The sequence below is a fragment of the Candidatus Bathyarchaeota archaeon genome, assembly GCA_025059045.1.
Lineage (GTDB): Archaea > Thermoproteota > Bathyarchaeia > Bathyarchaeales > DTEX01 > JANXEA01.
In genome coordinates, this window is record JANXEA010000027.1 from 1 (window position 1) to 23,546 (window position 23,546).

Genomic DNA, 23,546 nt, shown 5'->3' on the forward strand with positions numbered 1-23,546 from the left:
CGAAGAAGCCTCGAGGAAAGATTTGTTAACAATAATATTAGGCTTTTTCCCTAAGAATATTACGCGACCACCTGATTTCGAAAATGTTTTTAGCCGATTTAATGCCGCTTTCGAAATCGCCGTGGACGATGGCACAATAACTGCTCTATAGGCCTGACCACTGAGATTGCGAAAGCATCCTTTCTCAAGTCTTAGTATAGAAGCAAGCGTGTAATCGTCGACGAAATCAAAATCTATCTGATGCTCAAGAAGTTGTTTAGAAATATGCCAAACGCTTTTGTTCGCCTTCTCATCACCCAGCCATAGACTCATCGTCGGAAAATAAACAGCAATTTGAGCAGCTGGTTTTCCTAGAGAGAGTAAATAGGACACGCGGTTTACATACTTAATCAAGGTGGGCAAATAAATGAATTGGGGATGGCTTCTTTTTCCACCATTAAAGAAGCCTGACATGATAAGGTTAACTCCTCGAACAAACTGATAATCAATTACCCATTTAGCTTGCTCTAGCGATAAGCCATGCCCATATACGGCGAAACTCTCAGTAAAAACTCGTTTTCTTCCAAAAAGATGCGCAACTGAAGAGGCAAGTTTCGGAAAATCTGAAACCTTATCCATCCATATCTGACGCCAAATAGCATCGATGGCTGGAACATGCACATGGCGCATGCATTTAAAAAAGTCGCCCTCAGATCTGACGAGGAGCATCATCTGATCTTCATGGTTAAGATGCACCACATACCGAAGTCTATTCTTTTCGCACCACTCTGCTTGTATCTTGAAAAAGTTATCCCCAAAAAGGTCGGACCAAACATCCCAATAGTCAGCTTTCGCTCTGCGAGCTTCCTCTGGCATTGATCGAGAAAAGAACCAAGGTATATAGAGCTTAGGGTCATAACCTTTTCGACGTCTAAATTCTTCCAAGATTTTATCAGTATAAGGAATGCCCTGGATAGAATAGTCTGGTTCATCTCCAAAAAATCCTATCACGGTCTTGCCGAACTCATGGCCAATATATTTCTTGTATTCTTCATGCACATACTTTATGAATGTCATAGTAGCCTCCGGATTTAGATAATCGCAGAGAGAATAAGTAGTATCTTTGACTTTCATTGGATGATGCACATATCTTGTGGGTGAGGTTCGAAAGTCGGCTTTAATGAGCCATATCTGCCAGTTTCCTTCAGGAGCGATCCAATTCAAAGTGCCTGAACGTGTATCTAGATTTATACTATCTCCCGTGGAGATGTCTACTGCGAGCGCACCTAGAGTATCCCCAGGAAGTCTCATTGAAATGACTTGTCCTGACTGAACATCTATCCGCTCTCCAACGACTAAGGCCTTCATTCTAAGTTCAGGACTGTCGCTGTTGAACTTGCCACCTGCAAATCCGCTTGGATAAGTACCTTCATCCGCAATCCAGACATAAATATTTCTTTGCCTCGCTTGCTCAATTGCGAAACGAATCCTCTCAAACCAGCCAGCAGAAAGATATTGTGGATTTACATCATATCCAGCGCCTATGAGAACATTAAATATTCCAAGTGAAACAAACTCCTCAAGTTCCCTTATTATTCTATCTTCTGACATCTCCCCAGACCAGCTCCACCATAAAACTACACCATACTCGGTTGGCGGTGTTAGAAAATTATTTGAGATCTCTAATATACTGGGTTGCTCTATTCTTATTTTTATCATTCTTCAGCCCGTAAATAGATCATGAGAACTTGCTGAATATAACTTTCTTGCCCGCTGGGCTTTCGCACTCCACTAACCAAAAAATATTAATGTGACAAGGCATATGGGAAGAACCCGGATTAAAGGAGCTACTTTAATGCTAAACAAAGAAAACCAAGGATCCGGTGAAATATCAAAGAAAAAAGTGAGGGTAGCGTTTCAAGGCGAGCCGGGAGCATATAGTGAGAGCGCAGTCTACTCTTACTTTGGGCAGTCATGCCAACCCGTTCCATGCGTCGGGTTCTCCGACGTCTTTAGAAGCGTAGAGATTGGTGAGGCTGAATTTGGAGTTGTTCCAATAGAGAACTCCATAGAAGGAAGCGTTAATCAGGTTTATGATCTTTTTCTAATGTATGACCATAAAGTCTGCGGCGAAGTGATCCTTAAGATTTCCCATTGTCTTATTGCTAACCCAGGAACGCGAATAGAAGATATTGATGTTATATATTCGCACCCTCAAGCCCTAGCTCAATGCAGAAGTTTTCTGGAAAGCAGAAAATGGGAGATGATTTCCACATACGATACAGCGGGAAGCGTTAAGATGATTAAGGAGAAACATTTAACAAACGCAGGCGCGATAGCTGGGGAAAGAGCTGCAAAAATTTATGGTATGACCATCATTGCAAGGGATATTTCAGATACTCCTAACAATTATACACGATTTTTTGTTCTATCACATCAGGATTCGCCGCCAACAGGTAATGATAAGACATCGGTAATATTTTCTACAAAGCATATTCCAGGAGCGCTGTATCAAGCGCTAGGAGAATTTGCACTCAGGGAGATAAACCTGACGAAGATAGAGTCACGACCCACAAAACGTGTACCTTGGGAATACAATTTTTACCTTGACTTCGAAGGGCATAGAACCGAAAAGAGATGCGCTGAGGCACTTGAGGGTCTTAGAAGAAAAGCGGTCTTCGTTAAGGTTCTGGGCTCTTACCCTAAAGCTCCAGAAATATCTAATTCCATTTAGTTAAGAGATCAATCACTGTTTGATTTTTACGATCCTAGGTATTCTGCCCCATACTCCAACAAGCCCCTCGCGAATGATGATGACACCTCTGACTCCCTTTATTTCTTGAGCCTTCTTCAACCCATTTAGAATTGACTCGCTGGGATATGTTCCTAATACTTCATTACATATCGCGGTGGCTGCCGCGTCTGCCAAGGCTGCGTCACGCGCAACAACTGTTACTGAATCAGCATCACCTAAGCTTAAAACTCGACCAGTCTTACTTGAGCTCGTAGATATTCCGAGTGGAGAATCCTCTTTAGATATTAGGAAGCCGATTTTTCCAGATAGTGAGTAGTCCTCAGACAAGATGGAAATTGTTATCTCAGATTCTGATGATATGGAGACTTCACCGCCATCCTCAACAATTGCCGTTCTAGCTGAAGAATTGAGCATTGCCTCCACACCGATGTCTGCTATGGCTCCACCGACTGAGGCCATTGGACCAACATTTGCTACCATGGAAGCCTCAATCATTTTCTGGACGATCTTTGGAGCGACATCCGTTTCTTCTACTGGTGTCAGCGAATATAGGAACTCGGGGTGTCTTCTCACGTAGTCCTTAAGTTCTCGTCTCTGACGCTTGATCTCCTTCAAGGCTGATAGAATAGCATCTCTACGGTCACTTTTCATGTGAATTTTTGATTCGCCTATTATGAATCCTCTTTCGAATAGAGTCCGAGACAAATTTTGTTTTTCCTCCAGGAGGAGCTAGAATTTGGAATGGAAATTGTTTTCGTGACCCTAAATTGCCGCTTAGATCCTGATTCTAATTGCTTTGACAGGACATGCGTTAATGCAAGTTTTGCAAGCAATACATTTTTCCTCGTCATATTCTAGTCTCCAGTCGGACCCAAGCCATAATGCTCTAGTTGGACATGGTGATATACATGCCCCGCAAGAGATGCATCTTTCACGATCTACATTTAAGATTTCAGTGAATTTCTGAACCTGAACCCCTGCCTCTCTGAACATTTGTAAAGTCTGCTCTAGCTTATCGCCTGAGGCTGGTATAGCAACCACCATCTCACCTTTCTGTGCATTAATCTTTGCTTCGAGTATGTTAATTGCTAATCCTGTATTCAATATTATCCGTGCTAGAACCGGTTGCTCTACGACTTCAGGAGAATAGATCAGCCTAACTCTCATGTTTTCTGTCTCCTATAATTGCTCTAGAAAGATCATCCGTTGTTAATATGCCAATGACGCGGTTTGCTTCGTCAACAACCGGAACGCCGGATATGTTATGCTTAGCCATTCTTCTGGCAACAACATCGATCGTTTCATGTTTCGATGCTACAATAACATGCCGAGTCATGATCTCATCCAGCCTGTGTTTATCATTTGCAATGGCTCGGGCTAGATCCCATGAAGTAACAATTCCTACAACTCTGTTTTCATTATCTACAACTGGCAAATGGTCAATTCCTCTATCAACAAGTCGTTTAGCCACGGATTTTATGTCTTCATCAGGCTTAGCGGTGATAACATTCTTCCTCATTACATCTTCTACTATCGGCTCCCTTCTTCTAATCACTAAAGGTTTGACTTCCCCGCTTTTAGGTAATGGCTCAACCGGTCTCGTGAGCAAAAATGTTCCCTCGAGGATCATCCTTTTTAGGTCCTCCGCTATTTCCCTTGCAACCTTATAGCTTGATAGCGGCGATGATGGCACTTCCTTATCCCCAATTACTACCTTCCCCGACCTAAGCTCGGCATATGAAGCTTTTTTTACAATAGGTCTTAAGTCGGGTCGGGAAGGAACACCATAATCACGTATATTCACAAATATTTCATCATCTCTCAGTGCTGCTGTCCGCGCGACTCTTTCATTAATTATAGGTATTGGAACACCAATCCCAACATAAAGTGTGACACCGTATCGGTAAAATGAAGCGCCCCTCAGATACTTTTTGCTCATCTTCCTCAGGTCGCCTTTCACCATTAAAGTTCCGAAACCCGAGTTCGGGTTATGCTGGGTTCCTTCACCAATTATGTACCCAACTGCCCCGCCCAAAAAGATCCTAGAACCAACACCTAAAGTTTCATAATATGGATCTTTGCACAAGGGATTTAGCTGGCCTGCGCCTGAAAACGTTACATTTCCGTAGTTCGGTAAAAGCGTGCCCATATAAGTGTATAGAACCCTGTCTGTACTGTTTGTCGCTGCGTCATATTTCTGATAGCAATTCCTAGGATTAACTAACATGGCGTAGTTTAGGTCGTGAATTGTGATAACGGTTTCCACATGTCTGCGCGGGTAACAGTCAGTTCCATACGACTCAGCTCTTAACTCGACTCCTTCCCCTGAAACAAGGTCTTCTATCACATGTCCGCCGCCATATTCAAATCCACGGGTCTCACTCAATGCTGTTGCACCAAGATATCCATCTACGGCTGCAAGCCCCTTGTAAACTGGAACATCATTTAGCCAGCATCTACTCATTTTTATTGGGGGGTCAGTATGCCCAAAATTCAGGAAAGCGCCTGAACTACACATTGCCCCGAATGTTCCCGAAGTTACTACATCAACCTCTTTAGCGGCAACTTCTATCCCGCTGCTTTCTGCAAGTTTTATCATCTCCTCAGCAGTCAGCACAACTGCGTCTCCTTTCCTTATCTTATTATTGATCTCTTCTATTGTTCTGATCGTTTCCAAATTTTGTTTCTCCATAGTTTGTTTGATTGATAAGTCAACAGTTAATTATTCCATATTTTATATATTTCGATGCGTTAACATGCATTATGGTAAATATTTAAGCATGAATATCGTGCTCGCCTTCCTATAGTCTCATATACTCGAACAACAGATGATGAATTTATGTCGGAATTGCAGGCATTCCTGTTGCCACTGGTGTTGGATATAGCCAAGGCAACTATCGCCTTGTTCATAATAGTTGATCCGCTTGGGAACATCCCGATCTTCATAAGCTTGACGGAGAGCATGAAGGAAAAAGAAAGGAAAAAGGTTTTCCGAACCGCGACTTTGACTGGCTTCTTCCTTCTTCTAGCCTTTGCTCTGGCTGGGCAGTGGATATTGACACTTTTTGGGATCACCCTGCCTAGCTTCATGATTGCGGGGGGATTGCTCCTGCTTATTGTCGCAGTCAGAATTCTAATTTCAGGAGGACTCCGCGAATATTTATCACACCCTGAAAGTATTGGCGCCGTTCCAATCGCCTGTCCGCTTCTTGTAGGACCCGGCGCAATAACAACGACGATACTAAATCTTCAATATTTCGGGATAGTCACAACAGTAACGTCGGTAATAATAACCTTCATCCTCGTATGGCTAAATTTGAGATTTATCGACCCCATATATCGTTTTCTCGGAAGAACTGGCTCCCAAGTGATTGCGCGAGTAATGGCCCTCTTGATAGCATCCATAGCCGTACAATTCATTATTGAAGGCATTAGACATTATGTCGTGTTAAAATAGCTCTTTCTTGGCCGATTATCTGAATCATACCGAGAAAATACGGTAAAAAATATATATTCGACACCCTTCTCTATGAAAAGGTCCCGGTTGCATCTTGTAAATTGAGGTAGAGGTTGAGATGAAGGAGTTTTGGGAGCTAGCATTAGATCTGATCGAGGCAACGGAAAAGCATGAGCAGTACAGAGAATTAGAATGTATAAATCTGATAGCAAGTGAAGGAGTAAAGTCGCCAGCCGTTAGAGAGATGTTAAAGATATCTATGGATCTTGAGAGTAGGTATGCCGAAGGTGAAAATGACCCAGAAGGACATGTTAGGAAAAGGTATTATCAGGGACAAAAATACATGAGTGTAATAGAAGACTGCGTAACAGACCTAATGAAAGATCTCTATAAATGTAACTGGGCTGATGTGCGCCTTGTCTCAGGTACACATGCCAATCTAGCAGCTTTCAAAGGCTTATCGATGACAACACGAAATCATAAGATGGTTGTGACACCACTAAGTTGTGGCGCGCACATCTCTCACGATTATGCTGGCTTAGCTGGAATGGTACTAGGGCTTGTAAATATTGACCACGCATTTGATTTGAAAGAGATGAATATTGATCCGGATAAGTCTGCAAGCATAATAAGGGCAGCAAAGCCCGGTATTGTAACCTTTGGAGGAAGCCTCTTCTTATTTCCCCATCCGGTGAATGAGCTAAGATCTGTTGCTGATGAAGTCGGCGCATTTATTGTATACGACGCCGCTCATGTATTTGGTCTAATCGCGGGTGGAATGTTTCAAGATCCGCTGAGAGAGGGAGCTGACTTCATAACCTCCTCAACACATAAAACCTTTCCCGGACCGCAAGGTGGAGTAATTCTGGGAGAAAGAAAAAACAGCCGCACGGAAAAGGCAATAAAAGATATTCAGTACGCTATTTTTCCGCTCAGCACATCAAACACTCACTTAGGCAGATTGCCTGCAACCGGCATAGCAGCTCTAGAAATGAAAATTTTCGGTCAAGAACTGGCTAGACAGACGATTAAAAACGCTCAGACAGCAGGTCAGTATCTTTTCGAGCATGGGATGGAAGTTCTAGGCGAATCTAAAGGTTTCACACAGTCACATCAGCTTGCAGTGGATGTCAGAAAGTATGGCGGCGGAAAAAAGGTTGCAGAGGATCTAGAAGCGGCAAACATTATCTTAAATCGAAATCTATTACCATATGATGACCAAAATAACCGTGATAACCCTTCAGGTATAAGAATAGGCTTTCAAGATGTGACAAGAAGAGGCTTCAAAGAGGGTGACATAAAGTATCTATGTGATCTTATGTTGGACGTCATCACTGGAAGGCGAAAACCCCAAGATGTTAGGGAAGACGTTATCGCCCTGAGAAAAGAATTCAACAGGATAGAATATGGATTCCAAAGCGTTGAAGAAGCCTTAAAGTATCTGAGGAAAGTATGAAGAGCCCCGCAACTGATCACTCTCCAATCACTTTTGTAATCATGCCTGAACGAATAATGTGATCTGCCAGCACAATAGCAAGGCATGATTCTACGACAGGCACAGCACGTGGGACAATGCATGGATCAAATCTGCCGTGCAATTTCAGTTCAGCTTCTTCCATCAGCTTCAGATCTACAGTCCTTTGAGTCTTCGAGATTGATGGAGTCGGCTTAAAAGCAACTCTAACAACAATCGGCATACCTGTGGATATTCCGCCTAATATTCCCCCCGCGTTATTTGTCATCGTAATTATCTTTCCGTCCCGCAAGATGTATGGATCATTGTTTTCTGAACCCCTCAGTAAAGTACAATTGAAGCCCGCCCCGAACTCCACACCTTTAACAGCAGGTATATTGAACATCATCTTCGCAATATCCGAGTCTAGCGAATCAAAAATAGGTTCGCCAATCCCGCATGGCACATTCAAGGCGACTCCCTCCACGACTCCGCCAACACTGTCCCCATCGTTTGCAGCCTCTATAACCTCTTTTTCCATGAGCGCAGCATATTCGGGAAGAGCGCACCTCACGGGGTTTGAATAAACATTCCTGCGAATATCCTCGTAGGAGATTTTTTCCTTCACCCTGACTCTACCAATCTGCACTACGTGCGCCAACACCTCTATTCCGAGGGTGCCGATTAATTTCTTAGCAATTGCTCCCGCAGCAACAAGACATGCGGTGATTCTGCCCGAAAATCTTCCTCCTCCCCTATGATCATTGTAACCTCCGTATTTGATGTATGCGGGGTAGTCGGCATGACCTGGGCGAGGCTTCCGCTTTATCTCCTCATAGGATTCAGAGTTGACGTCAATATTTCTTATGAGCAGGCAAATAGGAGCGCCAGTTGTACGTCCCCGATATAGACCGGATAAGATTTCAATTTTATCCTCCTCCCTTCTTTGCGTGCTTACGAAAGTTGAACCGGGCCTCCTCTTATCCAATTCTCTTTGTATGTCATCCTCGTTTAGGGATAGGCCTGGAGGACAGCCATCAACAATTACACCTATACAAGGACCGTGACTTTCACCGAAACTCGTAATTACGAATGCTTTACCTATCGAGTTACCGTTCAATTATTTCCCCTCCAACCGAAGACAGATCTCTAAGGAAATTTGGGTACGATTTATTAATACATTCGGCTCCATGCACAATAGTGGCTCCCTCAGCTCTTAGTCCAGCAACGATGCATGCCATGGCGATTCTATGATCGCCGTGAGAATTAACTTCTGCGCCACGAATTTTCTCATCTCCAAAAATGACGAATGAATCATCAACTAAACTCATCTTTACGCCCATCTTTGAAAGTTCATCCATTAATGAGACTATTCTATTCGATTCCTTGTACCTTAGCCTAGTGACACCTCTAATCCTTGACTTCCCACGAATGAATGATGATAGGACAACAAGTGGTGGAACGAGGTCGGGATGGTCTTCGGCATTAATATCCAACGGTTTTAGCCTCTTCTCAGCACCTAAAATTCTCACATGATCGTCGCCGACCTCAATTTGTACACCTATTTCTTGAAGGATATCGACGATGACTCGGTCCCCCTGTAACGAGTCTTTCCTAAGATTTTCAACTTTGAGATCCGAGCCTGTGATAGCCGCTGCTACAAAAAGAAATGCTGCAGAAGAATAATCCCCTTCAATTTTATGGTTAAAAGGTATATATGTCTGAGGAGCATGAATCTCAAACTTCTCATATTTCCCGTCAGCGTCAACTTTAACTCCATGCTTCTTAAGAATGTCCAATGTCATACTGACATATGGCTTAGATTCTAACGGAGAAGAAATAATTATCTGGGTTTGACCTTTGGCAAGGGGGGTTGCAAAGAGGAGACCCGACACGAATTGCGAGCTTATGTCACCCGGAAGTGATGTTGCTCCCCCTCTGATTCCTCCCCCAAAAACAATTAAGGGTGGATAACCGTCGCCCCGAGCAGAATAGCAAGGAACGCCAAGCCGACTAAGAGCATCCAAAATTGGTTTCATTGGTCTCTTACGTAAACTAGGTCCGCCTGTAAGTATTGAAATCCCGTCCGCCAAGGCGCAGACTGGGGTCAGAAAGCGAATAGTCGACGCCGATTCTCTACAATTTATGACATTTTCAGGCGTGTCGGGTTTAGCTCGACCAATGACGAGGAACCTGTTTTCATGATCATTTGCGATTCTGGCTCCCAACATTTTGCATGCTTCTATTGTGGCTAAAGTGTCCTCACAGATTAGTGGATCTTCAATCGTTGAGAGCCCATCCGAAAGTGATGCTGCTATAAAGGCTCTGTGCGTAAGAGATTTTGATGGCGGGGCTCGCAGTGCCCCCCGGAGGCATTCCGTCTTTTTGACAATAACATCAGCCAAAGTTTTTCACACCGCATGAGCTTTTTCACGATTTATTTTCGACTCAATAATTTTTCCATCATATTTTCTCAAAGCCTCTTTGACGCTGCTTACATTTTCATGTGGAACTACTGCTGCTACAGATGGGCCCTTACCTGACAATCCAGCCGCTATGGCACCTGCCTCTAAAGCGTCTAATGGAATCTTGGGGTCGTATCCAAGCGCAGCAGCGTAAAGGAAACCGTTCACCGTCATAGCGGTCCAATAATCACCTTGCAAGGCTAGTTTGTGGATTGCCTTTACTTGGCTCGCAATTATCTTCATTCTCTTTATATCTGACGTCGCAGTATATGATTTCCTCTCAGGAACATAAACCAAAACGATGTATCCTTCTTCGGGAATGAACTGCCTAAGGATCTTTCTTTCCATGTTATCCGTTATGACGACATTGCCAAAATAGGAAGCGCAAGCATCATCGAAGGCTCCTGTTACTGTAACGCCGGCTTCAATTGCGGCGTCGACGCCTAGACCAATAACCTCAAGATCGCTAATGTCTTCATTAAGAGCGTCAAGGACAGCAAGCGCAACTGCGTTTGCAGCCGCACTACTACTCTTCAATCCGCGTGCTACTGGAATGTTTGATCTGGTTTCCACATAAGCCCCGTATTCCTCCTCTAGGTTGAAGTGTCTCAGCACTCGGCTAACGGTCTTCTGAATGAGAATAATGCTTTCGTTAGGATCAGAGAGGATGCGTCCTTCTATCTTTCCAGGCTCATTGGTCAATCTTACTGAGGCCTCCGTTTGTAGGTCGATGCCTAGAGCTGCTCCGAGACCGCATGAGATGGCATTAACAATTGTTACCGCGCCATATGCAACTGCTCTTCCCCGAGGAGTCATCTATTTATCCCGCCTTTTTCCAATTGTAACATTCTCCTCTTGGCAACCTTGAGCATTAGATCTATTGGAGCCTTGATGCCTGTCCATATTTCGAATGATGCTGCTCCTTGATGGACAAGCATAGACAATCCGTCGATAGTCTTGGCTCCGGCTAGCTTAGCATCTCTAAGCAACCTTGTCTCAATAGGCTCATAGACAAGGTCGAATACGACCAGGTTGCGTCTCAGCAGATTTGGGGGAACTGGTGTTTCAGTATCGGAATTCATGCCTATGGAAGTCGCATTTATCAAAATGTCAGAGTCAGATAACATAGCTTCCAGATTCTCCTTATTCAGTTCAAAGGCTAAAACCTCCGAGGCGACCCCGCTGTTCATTAAGTTCCCGGCAAGCATCTCAGCTTTTTTAACTGTTCTGTTAAGTATAACAATTTTTTTTGCCACTTTGGCCAAGGTGAATGAAATCGACCGTGAAGCTCCGCCAGCCCCCAAAATTAGGATTCTTTTACCGAAAGGATCCACGTTATTGTATTTCATCGCCATAAGCGCGCCTGCACCATCAGTTGTATATCCTATTAGCTTTCCGTTATCATTGAGGATCGTGTTGACAGAGCAGGCGGTCTTCGCCGACTCATCCAGCTCATCCAAGTATCGAATAACATCGATCTTATGAGGCATAGTCACGTTTATACCATGTATACCTAAACCCTTTATGCCGATAATAGCTTTTCCTAGATCTTCACTTTTAACACGAAAAACTACGTAGACATAGTCCAATCCAAGATGCTCAAACGCTGCGTTATGAATAAAAGGGCTGAGACTATGCTCTACTGGATCACCTATCAAAGCGCATACTCTGGTTTTTCCAGAAATAATCATTCAAGAACACCTAGCTTGGCATACAGATTTCTGATCTCAACGATATCGATCTGGCCTGGTGCGGTCTCTAAACCTACTTGTAACGAAGCATAGGTGAAAAGGGCTCCATAAATTGGTGATAGTAGTCGAGAGACGATCCCCTTTCTACCCATTGCGAAACACACGATCTTAAACTTTCTACTAAATTTCTTCGTCAAATCTAAACATCTAATATTATCCGATAGATTATTTGCGGTTGTTATCAATTTGCAAACGTCAGCTCCTGCTTCGATTTGCGATCTCAGAATCTCCTCCATCTCATTCTCTTCCGGAGTTCTTTCATAGTCATGGTGAGAGATTATGCAGGCCGCACCAGCATCTTTAATTTTTTGAACTGCGTCATGAATGTTTTCCGATGTCAGATCGACATCTACATACTGAAACCCTATCTGGGCAGCTGTGATCAGGGTTCCGATTCTATAATTTTCATCTTGGTACTTCCATCCTCCTTGCGTATGTTGTCTATTTGTCGCTATTAGCGGGATATTTGCCTGTTTTACAATTTCTTCTAATGTTTTTAGAGAGAAAGCCTCTTCCATATTCATGAAGTCTAAACGAACCTCTACCAAGTCTGCTCCTAAACGTTCAGCCTTCCTAATCATATAACCTAAGTCTTTAAGATTGCTTGCGGGAATAGAAACGCAGACCCGGGGGATCACCTTTCGATCACTCTCTCTTCCTTCACAAGTGTCCCGAAGTGTCTCCCTCCCTCTTCCAGATGTACCAGAACTTTTTCTCCTTCCTTGATTTCTCTGACTGATCTGCTACCATCTTCTGTAACAAGCCTTATGGTTTCAGCGTCCTGTAATATCACCTTGATTCTCCTACCCTCACATTCTGCATCAACAAGCAGTAACGGTCTCCATTCAATCTTGACGCGGCAGATGTTCGTTACTCTAGTTTTCCCCTCACGGTCGACTATTAGAACTTCATCCCCAGCCCTTAATTCTGAGAGATACTTAGTCTTTCCTCCTGGAACCAGAACATAGAGGGCGATAGATCCTGCGTTCACTCTGAACGGGCGAGGGGCAACAAATTGAGTTTCATGAACTTCAGCCTCCACCAAGAAGAAGCCGGAAGATTGGCATCCTAATAAAAGTCCTTCACCCGCTTTCATAATGTCGCAAGTGTCTATACATACCCTTGCGCCGGATCCGAGCGGTTTCGTCTCTACTACTTTAGCTTGCTGAAGTAATATCCTCTCTCCCTTTTCAATCTCCTCTGCCCTTGTCTTAACGTTCTTTACGATCCCATTGATTTCATATATCTCCTTAACGTTATGACTATTTGTTACAATTCCATCCGCACCAATCTCCAATGTTTCAAGAATAAGCTTTGCCTCATGTATGTTAGAGACGGTCGCCAGAAGTAATGTTTTATCATGGATCTCCGCTATCAGGTTCTCTAATGGAATAACTTTCCAGTCTGGGCATTCGATCACTACATAATCGGCGTGAGCATGTGCCGCTTCAATAACTTTCTTTTCGTCAGCCTTTGACTTGACAATAACCTCCATACAGGCTTTTTTACCCTTCATCTTAGTCTCCCTTAGAGATTCAAGATCTCCTACAAGTTTAATGTCGGAATTATCCGAAGGGCTGACAATAATCTTTCCACTCAAATCTCTGACCAACTGAGTGTCTCCGGAATCGACAACAAAAGCAGAGACCAAGCTGGCGGTCTTCTTGATTAACTCTATCTTTTCGTCCTTATTAAGGGATGGGTCAACTCTCACCCAAAATTCTCTCAATATTCGCTAACCTCCTTTCTATGATGTGTTTACCCATCTTTTTAGGATTACCCCAAAAATGAAAATTATGTTTCGACTTAATACGCGAAAAGATGATGGCAAATCTTAGGCTGGGGACTGTCCGTTAAAGAAGCGCATCCTAGACCCCTTGCTCCACATCAATAGGTCGGCACTTTGCCTTCTAGAACATTGTAAAATATATAAGTTATAAGTCTTGTTTAATCTAAAAATCAGTGCATTGCTTATTGTAAATTTCTGACTTGAGATGATTAAGCTAAACTTTTTATCTTTAAACAGGATCATAATTCGCATGTAAATAGTAGTGGTTAATAAAAGAGTGTTTGGGTGTCATGCCGTGACAGAGATTGGCAAAAGAATAAGGCTTGACCGCATAATGAACAGGGATACGAAAAGAACAGTAATAATACCAATGGATCATGGGTTGACGGTTGGTCCGATTAAGGGATTAGAGGATATGCGAACAACGGTTAATCAGGTCGCGGAAGGTGGAGCAAACGCTGTCCTCCTCCACAAGGGGATCATAAGGGCCGGCTATAGAGGTTATGGTAAAGACATAGGTCTCATACTTCACCTTTCGGGGAGTAGTGCGCTTGGACCTGACCCAAATAATAAGGTGCTCGTAGCAGATGTGATCGAAGCAATAAAATTGGGTGCTGACGCGGTCTCTGTACACATCAACGTCGGCTCCAATACTGAGCCGGAGCAATTGAAGACATTGGGCAAGGTTGCTAAAATATGCGAAGATTGGGGGATGCCATTGTTAGCGATGATGTATCCAAGGGGCGAGAAAATCAAGAATGAATTTGACGTTGATGTTGTGAAGCACGCGGCTAGAATAGGTGCCGAGCTTGGAGCGGACATAGTAAAGACTAATTACACTGGAAACCCGGAAACGTTCCGAGAAGTCGTGAAAGGATGCCCGGTTCCAGTTGTCATGGCTGGAGGACCTAAGACGAAGACTGACGAAGAGTTCTGCCAAATGGTATACGACTGTATAAGGGCTGGAGGGGCTGGTGTAGCCGCCGGAAGAAACGTTTTCCAACATGAAAAACCAGCGAATATGGTTCGAGTTCTATGCGGAATTGTGCATGAAGGCTTAGATGTCAAAAACGCCCTTGAAAAATACATGAAATAGCGCCATATTGATAGAAAAGTATTTATTAGTAATTATCAGCGATTATCTCTTCGAGTGATATGAAGTGAGGGGTCAAATTCACAGTGGGCGGTCGTCTTCATCTCTCTATTATCTGAAGAAATGCTAAGCTATGGAAGGGGAAGACCGCTACCAAACACTGAACCTGTGGTTTCCTGCCTTTTGCTCAGTCTGATGGTAATGGTGCCCAAGAAATCAAGAAAAGTAAAAAACAGAAATGGAGATGAAAATTTTGAATAAAGTTAAATTTGCCATTCCAAAAGGCCACTTAGCAGAAGCAACATTAGAAACTCTAAGGAGAGCTGGATACATAGTCTCCGATATAGAGAACACTTATCGTCCCGCAATAAATGATCCTTCAATAGAGTTAAAAATTCTCAGACCTCAAGAGATCCCAGTTTTTGTCGGGGAAGGGCTCCAAGACATTGGAATTACCGGTCTTGATTGGTTGAAGGAGACAAAAGCAGATGTCGAGATTCTACTGGATCTAGAGTACTCTAGAGTGAAAATTGTTCTGGCAGTTCCCAAATACTGGGAAGACATAAACTCTTTGTCAGATCTCTTGAAAGAATTCTATAATGAAAGAAGAGTCTTGAGAATATCCACCGAATATCTAAACCTTTCAGCTGATTATATCAAGGAGAACCTAGTGTACAAAGAACTTTACGGTGATGCCGACCCGTTATTGGTGACTCCATGGTGGAGAAAGGGCAATAACGATGCAGTCGCCCTCTTTCTATCATTTGGAGCGACTGAAGCTAAACCACCGGATAACGCCGATGCCATTGTTGATGTCATGGAGACGGGAACGACTCTTGAGAAGAATGACCTGAAGCCACTCGATACTATTCTCGAGTCTTCGGCAATCCTTATCGCAAACAGAGAGTCATTGAAGGATCCTATCAAGGGAGAGAAAATATGCGACATATTAACGCTTCTCAAGGGAGTTGTGGACGGAAGAAAAAAGCTGCACATCTTCGTTAATGTGAATGAAAAGAATTTAGAAGAGTTGCTGAAGAAATTGCCTGCTCTCAAACGCCCTACCATCGCGCCTCTTTCTGAGAAGGGATGGTACTCTGTTAACACAGTGATCGAGAAAGAAAAATTCTTGCAGCTATTGCCAGTGATCAGGAAGCTGGCTCAGGGCTTAGTGGTCTACGAACCCAGGCAAGTTTTGCCGCTTGACGAGATCTCTAAGAGGTCGGATTGAATTGGACGCATTGCAATTAAGTGTGCAACGAATCTCAAGCGCGTATACAAAGATTATGGCGCAGAGATGGCCTAAAGCTAAGTTTGGAGATTTTGAGGCAGCCGATTATGTAAGGCGAATAATAGAAGATGTGAGGATGCGTGGTGATAAGGCTCTCTTAGAATATACTGCAAAATTCGACAATGTGGAGCTTCCGCGGAGTTCAATTAAGGTGGAACGCTCAGATGTAGAAAAAGCATATTCAAATATCAGCGGTGAGCTGGTCAGAGCGATAGAGTTTGCGAAGAAACGCATTGAGCGATTTCAGAATGAGATATTAGCTAGGCTTAACTTTGAATATTTAGATCAAGGCACAAGGATTAGGAGCTGCCTTAGACCTATTCAAAGAGTAGGTTGCTACATCCCTGGTGGACAAGCTGCATATCCAAGTAGTGTTGTGATGACGGTTGCTCCAGCCAAAATTGCAGGAGTAAACGATATAATATTATGTTCACCTCCAAGAAAGAACGGTGAGATTGATCCGGCAATCCTGGTTGCAGCAGACATCTGCGGCTCAACTGAAATTTATAGGGTCGGAGGTGTTGCGGCGATCGCTGCCATGGCTTATGGAACAGAGACTATCAGGCCAGTCGAGAAAATAGTTGGCCCAGGCGGCAAATATGTAACCTTGGCAAAAATGCTAGTGTCGAAGGATGTTCCAATCGATTTTCCAGCAGGGCCAAGTGAGATCGTCATTTATGCAGATGAGACTGCTGACGCAAAGATCGTGGCTTCAGATATGATATCTCAGGTCGAACATTCGGATGGTATAGCCATTTTGGTTACTATTTCCAGAAGATTTGCCGAATCCGTTGCGGAAGAGATTAACAGTCTAATATTATCATTGAAGGGGGACTTCGAAACTATTTATCAGAATCTTTCGAAGAATTGTATGTTATTGGTAGGCGACAGCGTTGATGAAGCTGTTAGGTTCATAAATGATTTTGCGCCAGAACATCTAGAGCTGATGACAGAGGATGCTTGGAGTTTATCAGAAAAAATAAGATCTTCAGGTCTAGTCACGATTGGAAAATACACACCTGTTGCTGCCACCGATTACTGCTTAGGAACAAATCATATTCTGCCTACAGGCGGTTTTAGCCGCGTCTATTCAGGCTTGTCCATCCTAAACTTTATGAGGCATCTTACAATTATCGAGGCAAATAAGGAAACTTTATTGAAGTGTCTAGAGAATGTAAGAGTTCTTGCTGAGGCCGAAGGTTTAATAAACCATGCTTTAGCCATCTCTAGGAGATTTGACATTGACTGAGAGGAAACCAGGAATAATCGAAGACATAATCGAAGAATGCAAATTTTTGGAGAGCTACGATTTAGGAGAAAGCGTTGAAATATTAGCTAGAAGATTGAACAAAAGTCCGCGAGATATACTGAAACTAAACTCAAATGAAAACCTCTTTGTCCCATTGGATTTTCTGCGGCATATCCTGCATGAGGTTGCCGAGGAAGTTGATCCGAGAGTATATCCGAGAAGTGAGATAGAAGAGATTAGGGAAGTCTTAGGACGCAACCTAAAAGTTCCACCTGAATGTATAGTTATAGGCGCTGGAAGCGATCAACTTATCGACCTTATAATGAGAATGAGTGTAAGATGCGGGGAGGAGATACTCTCAATCTCTCCTACATTCTCAATGTATAAGGTCTTCTCATCAATACTGAGGGCTAATTATAAATCAGTTAGTCTTAAAGACGATTTTTCGCTGGATGTAGAAAAGATATTCGCATCCTTCACGCCGAAGACTAAACTGTTAATACTTTGCTCGCCCAACAATCCCACAGCCAACAAATTCAGACTTGAAGATATCGATTTTCTAGCCGAGAATTTTGAAGGATTGACCATTATAGACGAAGCATACGTAGATTTCTCTGATGGTTCTGCGCTCAGTCTACTTAAAAATAATGAAAGAATAATTATTCTTAGGAGCTTCTCCAAAGTCTTCGGTATAGCAGGGTTAAGGTTGGGATACGCTGTCGCATCTCCTAGATTGGCAGAAGTTATGATAAGAAAGTTTCAGACACCGTTTCCAGTCGCCTCTGTGGCTGTTAAGACTTGTCTCAGGATCTTAAACAGAATTGATGTCATAGAAAACGCTGTCAAAAAAGTAAAGATTGAAAGACGTAGGATAACAGAAGGCCTTAATAAGATCGAAGGAGTCCAGGCGTTCAATTCAGAAACGAATTTTGTTCTCTATAGAACCGGAAAGAGCTCCTCGAAAGTTTACAGAGATCTTCTTAAGAGAGGTATAATTGTAAGAGAAATGGGACGCGTATTAAGCTTTCAGAACTGTCTAAGGGTTACTGTTCCCCCCTCGCCAATGAGCGACTATTTCCTATCATCCATGGAAGAGGTTATGCAACAAGATGATAATGAATGAATATGTTGCTTTTGAAGGAGATAGTGGGACATTATACATTAAAGAAGACAGAATCGAAGATCTAAAAAAGATAGGGGCAGCCATATTCGATTGTGACGGCGTTCTTTTGGATGTGAGAGGCTCATATAATAGAGCCATTTCCACTAGTTTCGCCTTTATCTTCCAGAGCTTGACTGGGTCAAGCATACCAGCAGATCTAATCACTGATGAAATCATCTACTGCTTCAGAAGAACCGGCGGCTTCAATAACGACTGGGACACCGTATACGGTATAATTATGTTCTTTCTATGCAATCTACCAAGTACTATCAAAAGCAGTCTTAAAGAATGCCTAAGCAATATTGAACTAAAAAAGGATCCTTATGAAAGATTATCGCTTGCTGCAAGCATGATGAAGGGAAGAGGGAGATTAGATATGTCATTTTTCAAAAAAATGCTGCGCGAGATCAAAGATTTTACAGATCTGTTAGACTATACAGGTGTTCGCGCTGTTGATGCAGCACTGCAAAAAATAACTGATTCATCTGAAGATCTCGACTTCATAACTCTTGTAAAAACCTTCTTGAATCACCCGTCAGGCGTAAGGGAGGGCATAATCTCAAGGGTATTTGAGGAATTCTTCTGTGGAGGTGAATTATTTCGAGAAACCTATGGTGCTGAACCAAAATTCAATAAGGGTCATGGCATGATCAATAATGAAAAGTCCATAATAGAAATGAAGACTTTAAACTGGCTTGAGACCACATTCGGCAAGGAGAATCTCGGTATAGCTTCAGGAAGTAGGCTGAAGCCGGCGAAATATGCTTTGGGAAGCATCCTAGAAAAATTCAATCCAAAAGCAACAATCTTCCTTGATGATATTGAGATGATGGAGGACAAAATTAGGGTTGGAGCTGACTTCAAAGTTGACCTTAAGAAGCCAAACCCTTTTCCATTACTTAAGGCCTCCGAAGCCTTCGGATCCAATGTAATAGTCCTGTATGTTGGAGACTCAATGGAGGATGCGTTGATGGTGAGGAGAGCAAATGAAGTTAGCAACCGTTTCTACTTTGCAGGCGTATACAAGTATTCTGGGGTGGAGAGAGCCGCCCTAAACAGTTTCCTTGAAACGAAATGTGAAATCGTAATGCCGTCCGTTAATGAATTACCAGTTGTGTACCAAATATTGAGTGAGGGAAAATCATGAGAGTCGGCGAAACGTCTAGGAGGACCAAAGAAACCGAGGTCTCCGTGAAGGTCAACTTGGATGGAACGGGCAACGCCAAGGTCAAAACAGGATACGGTTTTCTTGATCATATGCTCTCCATATTTGCAATGCATAGTCTAATTGATCTAGAGGTAATAGCTTCTGGGGACTTAATTCACCATGTGGTTGAAGATGTTGCCATATGCCTAGGTGAGGCCATACTGAAGGCTCTAGGCGCAGCGGAGGGAATAAAGAGATTTGGTCACGCTATTGTGCCTATGGACTGTTCATTAGCAGTTGCAGCCGTAGACTTGGCGAAAAGACCATATTGTAAGATAGAGATGAAAATGAGAGGCAAAAAGATAGAGGATATGCCTTGCGAGAATATACAGCATTTTCTAGAAACGCTTGCCTCCGCGATGCGCGCAAATGTTCACCTCATCGTGCACTATGGCTCTAATGATCACCACAAGGTTGAAGCCTCCTTCAAAGCGCTTGCCTTATCGCTTAGGGAAGCCGCATCCATAGATTCAAGAAGAATTGGAGTGCCAAGTTCTAAGGGGGTACTTTAGAAATCCCAAAAGTTGCAATAATCGACTATGGAATAGGCAATCTTTTCAGTATTTCATGTGCTCTAATTAGGGCAGGTATTGAGCCTAAGATTATTTCAAGCGAAATTATGAGCCTAAATGACGCAGATGCTATTATATTGCCAGGTGTGGGAAACTTTAGGAAGGCCTCTCGTAGCCTAGAGGCGCAACAAACTGTCATAATGGAGGCTATCTCGTCTGGTGTTCCGGTATTTGGGATATGTCTTGGTATGCAACTTTTTTTCGAAGAGAGCGAGGAGAGTGAGGGGAGAGGATTAGGCATTTTCGAAGGGAAGGTTGTGAGGCTGCCTAATTATGTGAAGAGGCCTCATATGGGATGGAATACGCTTCTGATATCTCAGCCGGACGGAATTCTATCCGGGATAGATGAAAATGATTACTTTTATTTCGTTCACAGCTACTATGTGAATCCTAGATCTAGGGAGATTGTAATTGCAGAAACGGAGCATGGTGTTAGATTTGCCTCTGTGATAAGGAGAAAGAACATCATAGGAGTGCAGTTTCATCCGGAAAAATCTGGCAGGCCAGGTAAACGTGTTATTCAGAATTTTGCGCGCATAATAAAAAGATAGAGGGAATGGTGGGGGATAATGGATATTATCCCGGCTGTGGACATTATGGATTCCAGAATTGTCAGGCTTGAGAGAGGAGACATTAAACTCATCAGATTCTATGAAATGTTGGGTGACCCTGTCTCTCTTGCAAAGAGGTGGGAAAGCGAGGGAGCTCGCATTATACATGTTGTAGATCTGGACGCCGCGCTGGGAAGGGGAAATAACCTCAAAATCATCGAGCAGATAATTAACCGAGTGAAGATTCCGATTCAGTTAGGAGGTGGTATACGAACAGAGGCATACGCTGAAATGCTGCTCAGGAAAGGTGTATATAGGATTATTTTGGGCTCACTTGCATTTGAGCAGCCGCACGCTGCAAAAAGTCTTCTTCAAAGATTTGGAGACGAACGTGTAATAGTATCACTGGACTATTCAGGTCAACAGGTTATGGTAAAAGGATGGCAATCATCAACTGGAATTAAATTAACTCATGCTATAAAAATGTTTAAAGAAATCGGTTTTAAGACCTTTTTTATAACATCTATTGATCGTGACGGCACAGTAGCGGGGCCGGATGTAAAAACTCTGAGCAGAATTTGTCGATTCGGCGTGAAAGTAATAGCTGCAGGCGGAGTAAGGAGCTTAGACGATATAATTGCATTAAAGCGTTTAGGCGTGTACGGAGTTGTTATTGGGAGAGCCCTCTATGATGGTCTAATCACTTTAAGTAAAGCCTTAAGTGTCGCAGAGGAATGATAAAATTTTGGGGTCTGCTCATTTATGGGTCTAGCGAAGAGAATAATACCATGCCTAGACGTTGATCATGGTAGAGTTGTCAAGGGAATTAACTTTATGAACCTAAGGGACGCTGGTGATCCTGTAGAGTTGGGCAAGCGATACAGCGATGATGGCGCCGATGAACTCGTTTTTCTAGATGTATCTGCGTCTATCGAGGATAGAAAAATATTGATTAATGTTGTAAGATCAGTTGCCGCAGAGATAGATATTCCATTCACGGTTGGTGGCGGGATTAGAAGCGTTGATGACGCTCGCTCAATTCTCTGTAACGGTGCGGACAAAGTTGCCGTTAACACTGCAGCAGTCCAGAATCCAAAACTAATAAGTGAGCTTGCAGAAACCTTCGGAACACAATGCGTTGTCGTTGCTATTGATGCAAAAAGAGATTATACGCTGCAAGAAGGCAAAATAATTGTGGAAACTGGTGACGGGGCCTGTTGGTATGAGGTATACATCTATGATGGGAGAAGGGCTACTGGAATAGACGCACTTCGATGGGCGATGGAAGTTGCAGATCTTGGCGCTGGAGAGATTCTTGTGACATCAATGGACCGGGATGGCACGGAGGATGGATATGATCTTGATCTCACAAGAAGAATCGCCGAAAGCGTAGAAATCCCCGTAATAGCAAGCGGCGGCGCTGGAAATCCAAGACATTTCCTAGAAGCGTTAACAATTGGAAAAGCTGATGCCGCATTAGCGGCATCGGTCTTCCATTACGACAAATATCCAGTCCGCGTTGTAAAACGGTTTCTAGCCGAGAATGGGGTGAACGTTAGGCTTTGAATGAAACCAAAGAGATTTTGGATCTGGATGATATAGACTTTAAGAAAGGAGGGGGTCTAGTTCCAGTTGTTGTACAGGATACCAAAACCCTCAAGGTCTTATCACTTGCATATGCGAACCGTGAAGCTTTAGAGAAGACGATTAAGACCGGGTATGCACACTTCTTTAGACGCTCGCTTGGTAGAGTAATGAAGAAGGGAGAAACATCTGGGCATGTTATGAGAGTTAAGGAAATACTAATCGATTGCGATCGGGATGCCATACTATATCTCGTTGAGCCGTCTGGCCCGGCATGCCACCTGGGTGAGGAGACGTGCTTCCATAATTTGCTTAAGCATAATGAGAAGATAGGAGTCTGATAATGAGAAAGACGGTAATGATCCCTGTAGGCTGATACTCTATTCTATAAGACGCAATATATCCTCCTGAATATATTTTATGAATTCATCAACTGTGCTCTTACTAAAGAGTGTTACTACACAGTTCCTAGTTATGCCAACTACGATCCCCCGTTTCTGGACCTCAAAAACGACGTACCAGATCCTTCCATGCTTCAAATATTCATGGTATAATTCTGTATCAGCTATGTCTGATCCTGCAAGACAGAGCTTTTGGACACCTGGAATGTCAACTTCATCGAACCATATGAGCTTCGTCGCGGCTGGATTGGATTCATGGAGCACCTTCAGCGTTTCATGAGTAATCCTGGATTCTACAATGGCTCCGATCTTTATGAAGAGTATTTTACTAAGCTTATTTGCTACGGCTCCCGTGAGAAGTTTCTTGATGCCACGTGCAACTGAGGGTGCTAATATGATAAGGAATAATCTGTTGCCGAAGGGTTTTATCCAGAAAGGCGCTTCCTCAGTAACCGGCGTCTCTATCGGCTCTCTCCGAAAGAATCTAGTTCCAACAAAGTCTTGCGTGAAGACACCGGATAATAGGTCTCCTTGAAGTTTGAGATCAAGTATTTCTGTCCTCAAGTTTATTTGATGACCTGTTTCCGTGTGATATGGTTCCTCCTCACGGAAGTTTTTGAGTTTTTGAGCGATGAATACTAGGTCAACCTTTTCCTTGATTTCAAAGATTTTTGCTGGTAAAACCATGCTGGAATCCCGCCGAAAAGATTGTTTTAATTCACTTAATTATTTTTCGTTGATAAAAGATTAAATCCAATCTTGGCTTAGTTATGCACGTGTTGAAGGG

At 43.1% G+C, this 23,546-nt stretch carries 24 protein-coding genes; 13 read left to right on the forward strand and 11 right to left on the reverse strand.

Annotation, left to right across the window (positions count from 1 at the left end):
- On the reverse strand, positions 1-1,698 hold a 1,698-nt coding region (locus tag NZ952_07000; protein MCS7120926.1), incomplete at its 3' end, for a glycosyl hydrolase.
- Between the two features lie 136 nt (positions 1,699-1,834).
- Between NZ952_07000 and pheA the strand changes: the two genes are divergently transcribed.
- Positions 1,835-2,713, forward strand: a complete 879-nt coding sequence (pheA, locus tag NZ952_07005; GenBank protein ID MCS7120927.1) for a prephenate dehydratase — start codon at positions 1,835-1,837, stop codon at positions 2,711-2,713.
- Between the two features lie 12 nt (positions 2,714-2,725).
- Here the strand turns inward: pheA and NZ952_07010 are convergent, their stop codons facing one another.
- From NZ952_07010 to NZ952_07020, 3 genes are all read right to left on the reverse strand, one after another.
- Positions 2,726-3,439 (reverse strand): UPF0280 family protein, encoded by a 714-nt coding sequence (locus tag NZ952_07010; GenBank protein ID MCS7120928.1) that lies wholly within the window; start codon positions 3,437-3,439, stop codon positions 2,726-2,728.
- Positions 3,440-3,508: 69 nt separating this feature from the next.
- Positions 3,509-3,901, reverse strand: coding sequence for a 4Fe-4S binding protein (locus tag NZ952_07015; protein ID MCS7120929.1), 393 nt, complete (start codon positions 3,899-3,901; stop codon positions 3,509-3,511).
- On the reverse strand, positions 3,891-5,402 hold the full coding sequence (locus tag NZ952_07020) for a homocysteine biosynthesis protein (GenBank protein ID MCS7120930.1): 1,512 nt from the start codon (positions 5,400-5,402) through the stop codon (positions 3,891-3,893). The genes NZ952_07015 and NZ952_07020 overlap by 11 nt, the downstream gene beginning before the upstream one ends.
- A 171-nt stretch (positions 5,403-5,573) precedes the next feature.
- Here NZ952_07020 and NZ952_07025 point away from each other — a divergent pair, with 171 nt between their 5' ends.
- The gene (locus NZ952_07025; GenBank protein MCS7120931.1) at positions 5,574-6,191 is read left to right on the forward strand and encodes a MarC family protein; all 618 of its coding nucleotides are present in this window, start codon (positions 5,574-5,576) and stop codon (positions 6,189-6,191) included.
- A 118-nt stretch (positions 6,192-6,309) separates the two neighbouring features.
- Positions 6,310-7,647, forward strand: coding sequence for a serine hydroxymethyltransferase (locus tag NZ952_07030; GenBank protein MCS7120932.1), 1,338 nt, complete (start codon positions 6,310-6,312; stop codon positions 7,645-7,647).
- A gap of 16 nt (positions 7,648-7,663) precedes the next feature.
- Here NZ952_07030 and aroC read toward each other — a convergent pair whose 3' ends face one another.
- From aroC to NZ952_07060, 6 genes are read right to left on the reverse strand one after another with little or no spacing between them, the layout of a single operon-like run.
- Complete coding sequence (gene aroC / locus NZ952_07035; protein MCS7120933.1) at positions 7,664-8,764, reverse strand: chorismate synthase; 1,101 nt, start codon at positions 8,762-8,764, stop codon at positions 7,664-7,666.
- Complete coding sequence (aroA, locus tag NZ952_07040) at positions 8,754-10,049, reverse strand: 3-phosphoshikimate 1-carboxyvinyltransferase (protein ID MCS7120934.1); 1,296 nt, start codon at positions 10,047-10,049, stop codon at positions 8,754-8,756. The genes aroC and aroA overlap by 11 nt, the downstream gene beginning before the upstream one ends.
- 6 nt (positions 10,050-10,055) lie before the next feature.
- Entirely contained in the window at positions 10,056-10,925 is an 870-nt protein-coding gene (locus NZ952_07045) for a shikimate kinase (GenBank protein ID MCS7120935.1), read from the reverse strand.
- Positions 10,922-11,797, reverse strand: a complete 876-nt coding sequence (locus NZ952_07050) for a shikimate dehydrogenase (GenBank protein MCS7120936.1) — start codon at positions 11,795-11,797, stop codon at positions 10,922-10,924. Before NZ952_07050 ends, NZ952_07045 begins: the two co-directional genes overlap by 4 nt.
- Positions 11,797-12,498: a type I 3-dehydroquinate dehydratase gene (gene aroD / locus NZ952_07055; GenBank protein MCS7120937.1), complete on the reverse strand. Its 702-nt coding sequence runs from the start codon at positions 12,496-12,498 to the stop codon at positions 11,797-11,799. The genes NZ952_07050 and aroD overlap by 1 nt, the downstream gene beginning before the upstream one ends.
- Positions 12,495-13,589: a 3-dehydroquinate synthase II gene (locus NZ952_07060; protein MCS7120938.1), complete on the reverse strand. Its 1,095-nt coding sequence runs from the start codon at positions 13,587-13,589 to the stop codon at positions 12,495-12,497. The genes aroD and NZ952_07060 overlap by 4 nt, the downstream gene beginning before the upstream one ends.
- A 355-nt stretch (positions 13,590-13,944) precedes the next feature.
- On the opposite strand from NZ952_07060, the gene NZ952_07065 reads away from it, so the two are divergent.
- The 10 genes from NZ952_07065 (at position 13,945) to NZ952_07110 (ending at position 22,699) form a co-directional block, all read left to right on the forward strand.
- A complete protein-coding gene (locus NZ952_07065) occupies positions 13,945-14,745 on the forward strand; it encodes a 2-amino-3,7-dideoxy-D-threo-hept-6-ulosonate synthase (protein ID MCS7120939.1) in 801 nt (266 codons plus the stop codon).
- Between the two features lie 250 nt (positions 14,746-14,995).
- Positions 14,996-15,973, forward strand: coding sequence for an ATP phosphoribosyltransferase (hisG, locus tag NZ952_07070; GenBank protein ID MCS7120940.1), 978 nt, complete (start codon positions 14,996-14,998; stop codon positions 15,971-15,973).
- Position 15,974: 1 nt separating this feature from the next.
- Positions 15,975-17,282: a histidinol dehydrogenase gene (gene hisD, locus NZ952_07075; protein MCS7120941.1), complete on the forward strand. Its 1,308-nt coding sequence runs from the start codon at positions 15,975-15,977 to the stop codon at positions 17,280-17,282.
- The gene (gene hisC / locus NZ952_07080; GenBank protein ID MCS7120942.1) at positions 17,275-18,405 is read left to right on the forward strand and encodes a histidinol-phosphate transaminase; all 1,131 of its coding nucleotides are present in this window, start codon (positions 17,275-17,277) and stop codon (positions 18,403-18,405) included. Before hisD ends, hisC begins: the two co-directional genes overlap by 8 nt.
- A complete protein-coding gene (locus tag NZ952_07085; GenBank protein MCS7120943.1) occupies positions 18,398-19,591 on the forward strand; it encodes a hypothetical protein in 1,194 nt (397 codons plus the stop codon). Before hisC ends, NZ952_07085 begins: the two co-directional genes overlap by 8 nt.
- Positions 19,588-20,163 (forward strand): imidazoleglycerol-phosphate dehydratase HisB, encoded by a 576-nt coding sequence (hisB, locus tag NZ952_07090; GenBank protein MCS7120944.1) that lies wholly within the window; start codon positions 19,588-19,590, stop codon positions 20,161-20,163. The genes NZ952_07085 and hisB overlap by 4 nt, the downstream gene beginning before the upstream one ends.
- A 20-nt stretch (positions 20,164-20,183) precedes the next feature.
- Positions 20,184-20,774, forward strand: a complete 591-nt coding sequence (gene hisH, locus NZ952_07095; protein ID MCS7120945.1) for an imidazole glycerol phosphate synthase subunit HisH — start codon at positions 20,184-20,186, stop codon at positions 20,772-20,774.
- Between the two features lie 18 nt (positions 20,775-20,792).
- Positions 20,793-21,512 (forward strand): 1-(5-phosphoribosyl)-5-[(5-phosphoribosylamino)methylideneamino]imidazole-4-carboxamide isomerase, encoded by a 720-nt coding sequence (hisA, locus tag NZ952_07100; GenBank protein MCS7120946.1) that lies wholly within the window; start codon positions 20,793-20,795, stop codon positions 21,510-21,512.
- Positions 21,513-21,536: 24 nt separating this feature from the next.
- Entirely contained in the window at positions 21,537-22,340 is an 804-nt protein-coding gene (gene hisF, locus NZ952_07105) for an imidazole glycerol phosphate synthase subunit HisF (GenBank protein ID MCS7120947.1), read from the forward strand.
- Positions 22,337-22,699 carry a phosphoribosyl-AMP cyclohydrolase gene (locus tag NZ952_07110; GenBank protein MCS7120948.1) on the forward strand — a complete coding sequence of 121 codons (363 nt, stop codon included), beginning with the start codon at positions 22,337-22,339 and terminating at the stop codon, positions 22,697-22,699. Before hisF ends, NZ952_07110 begins: the two co-directional genes overlap by 4 nt.
- 39 nt (positions 22,700-22,738) lie before the next feature.
- Here NZ952_07110 and NZ952_07115 read toward each other — a convergent pair whose 3' ends face one another.
- Positions 22,739-23,446: a hypothetical protein gene (locus NZ952_07115; protein MCS7120949.1), complete on the reverse strand. Its 708-nt coding sequence runs from the start codon at positions 23,444-23,446 to the stop codon at positions 22,739-22,741.
- Positions 23,447-23,546: the final 100 nt, after the last annotated feature.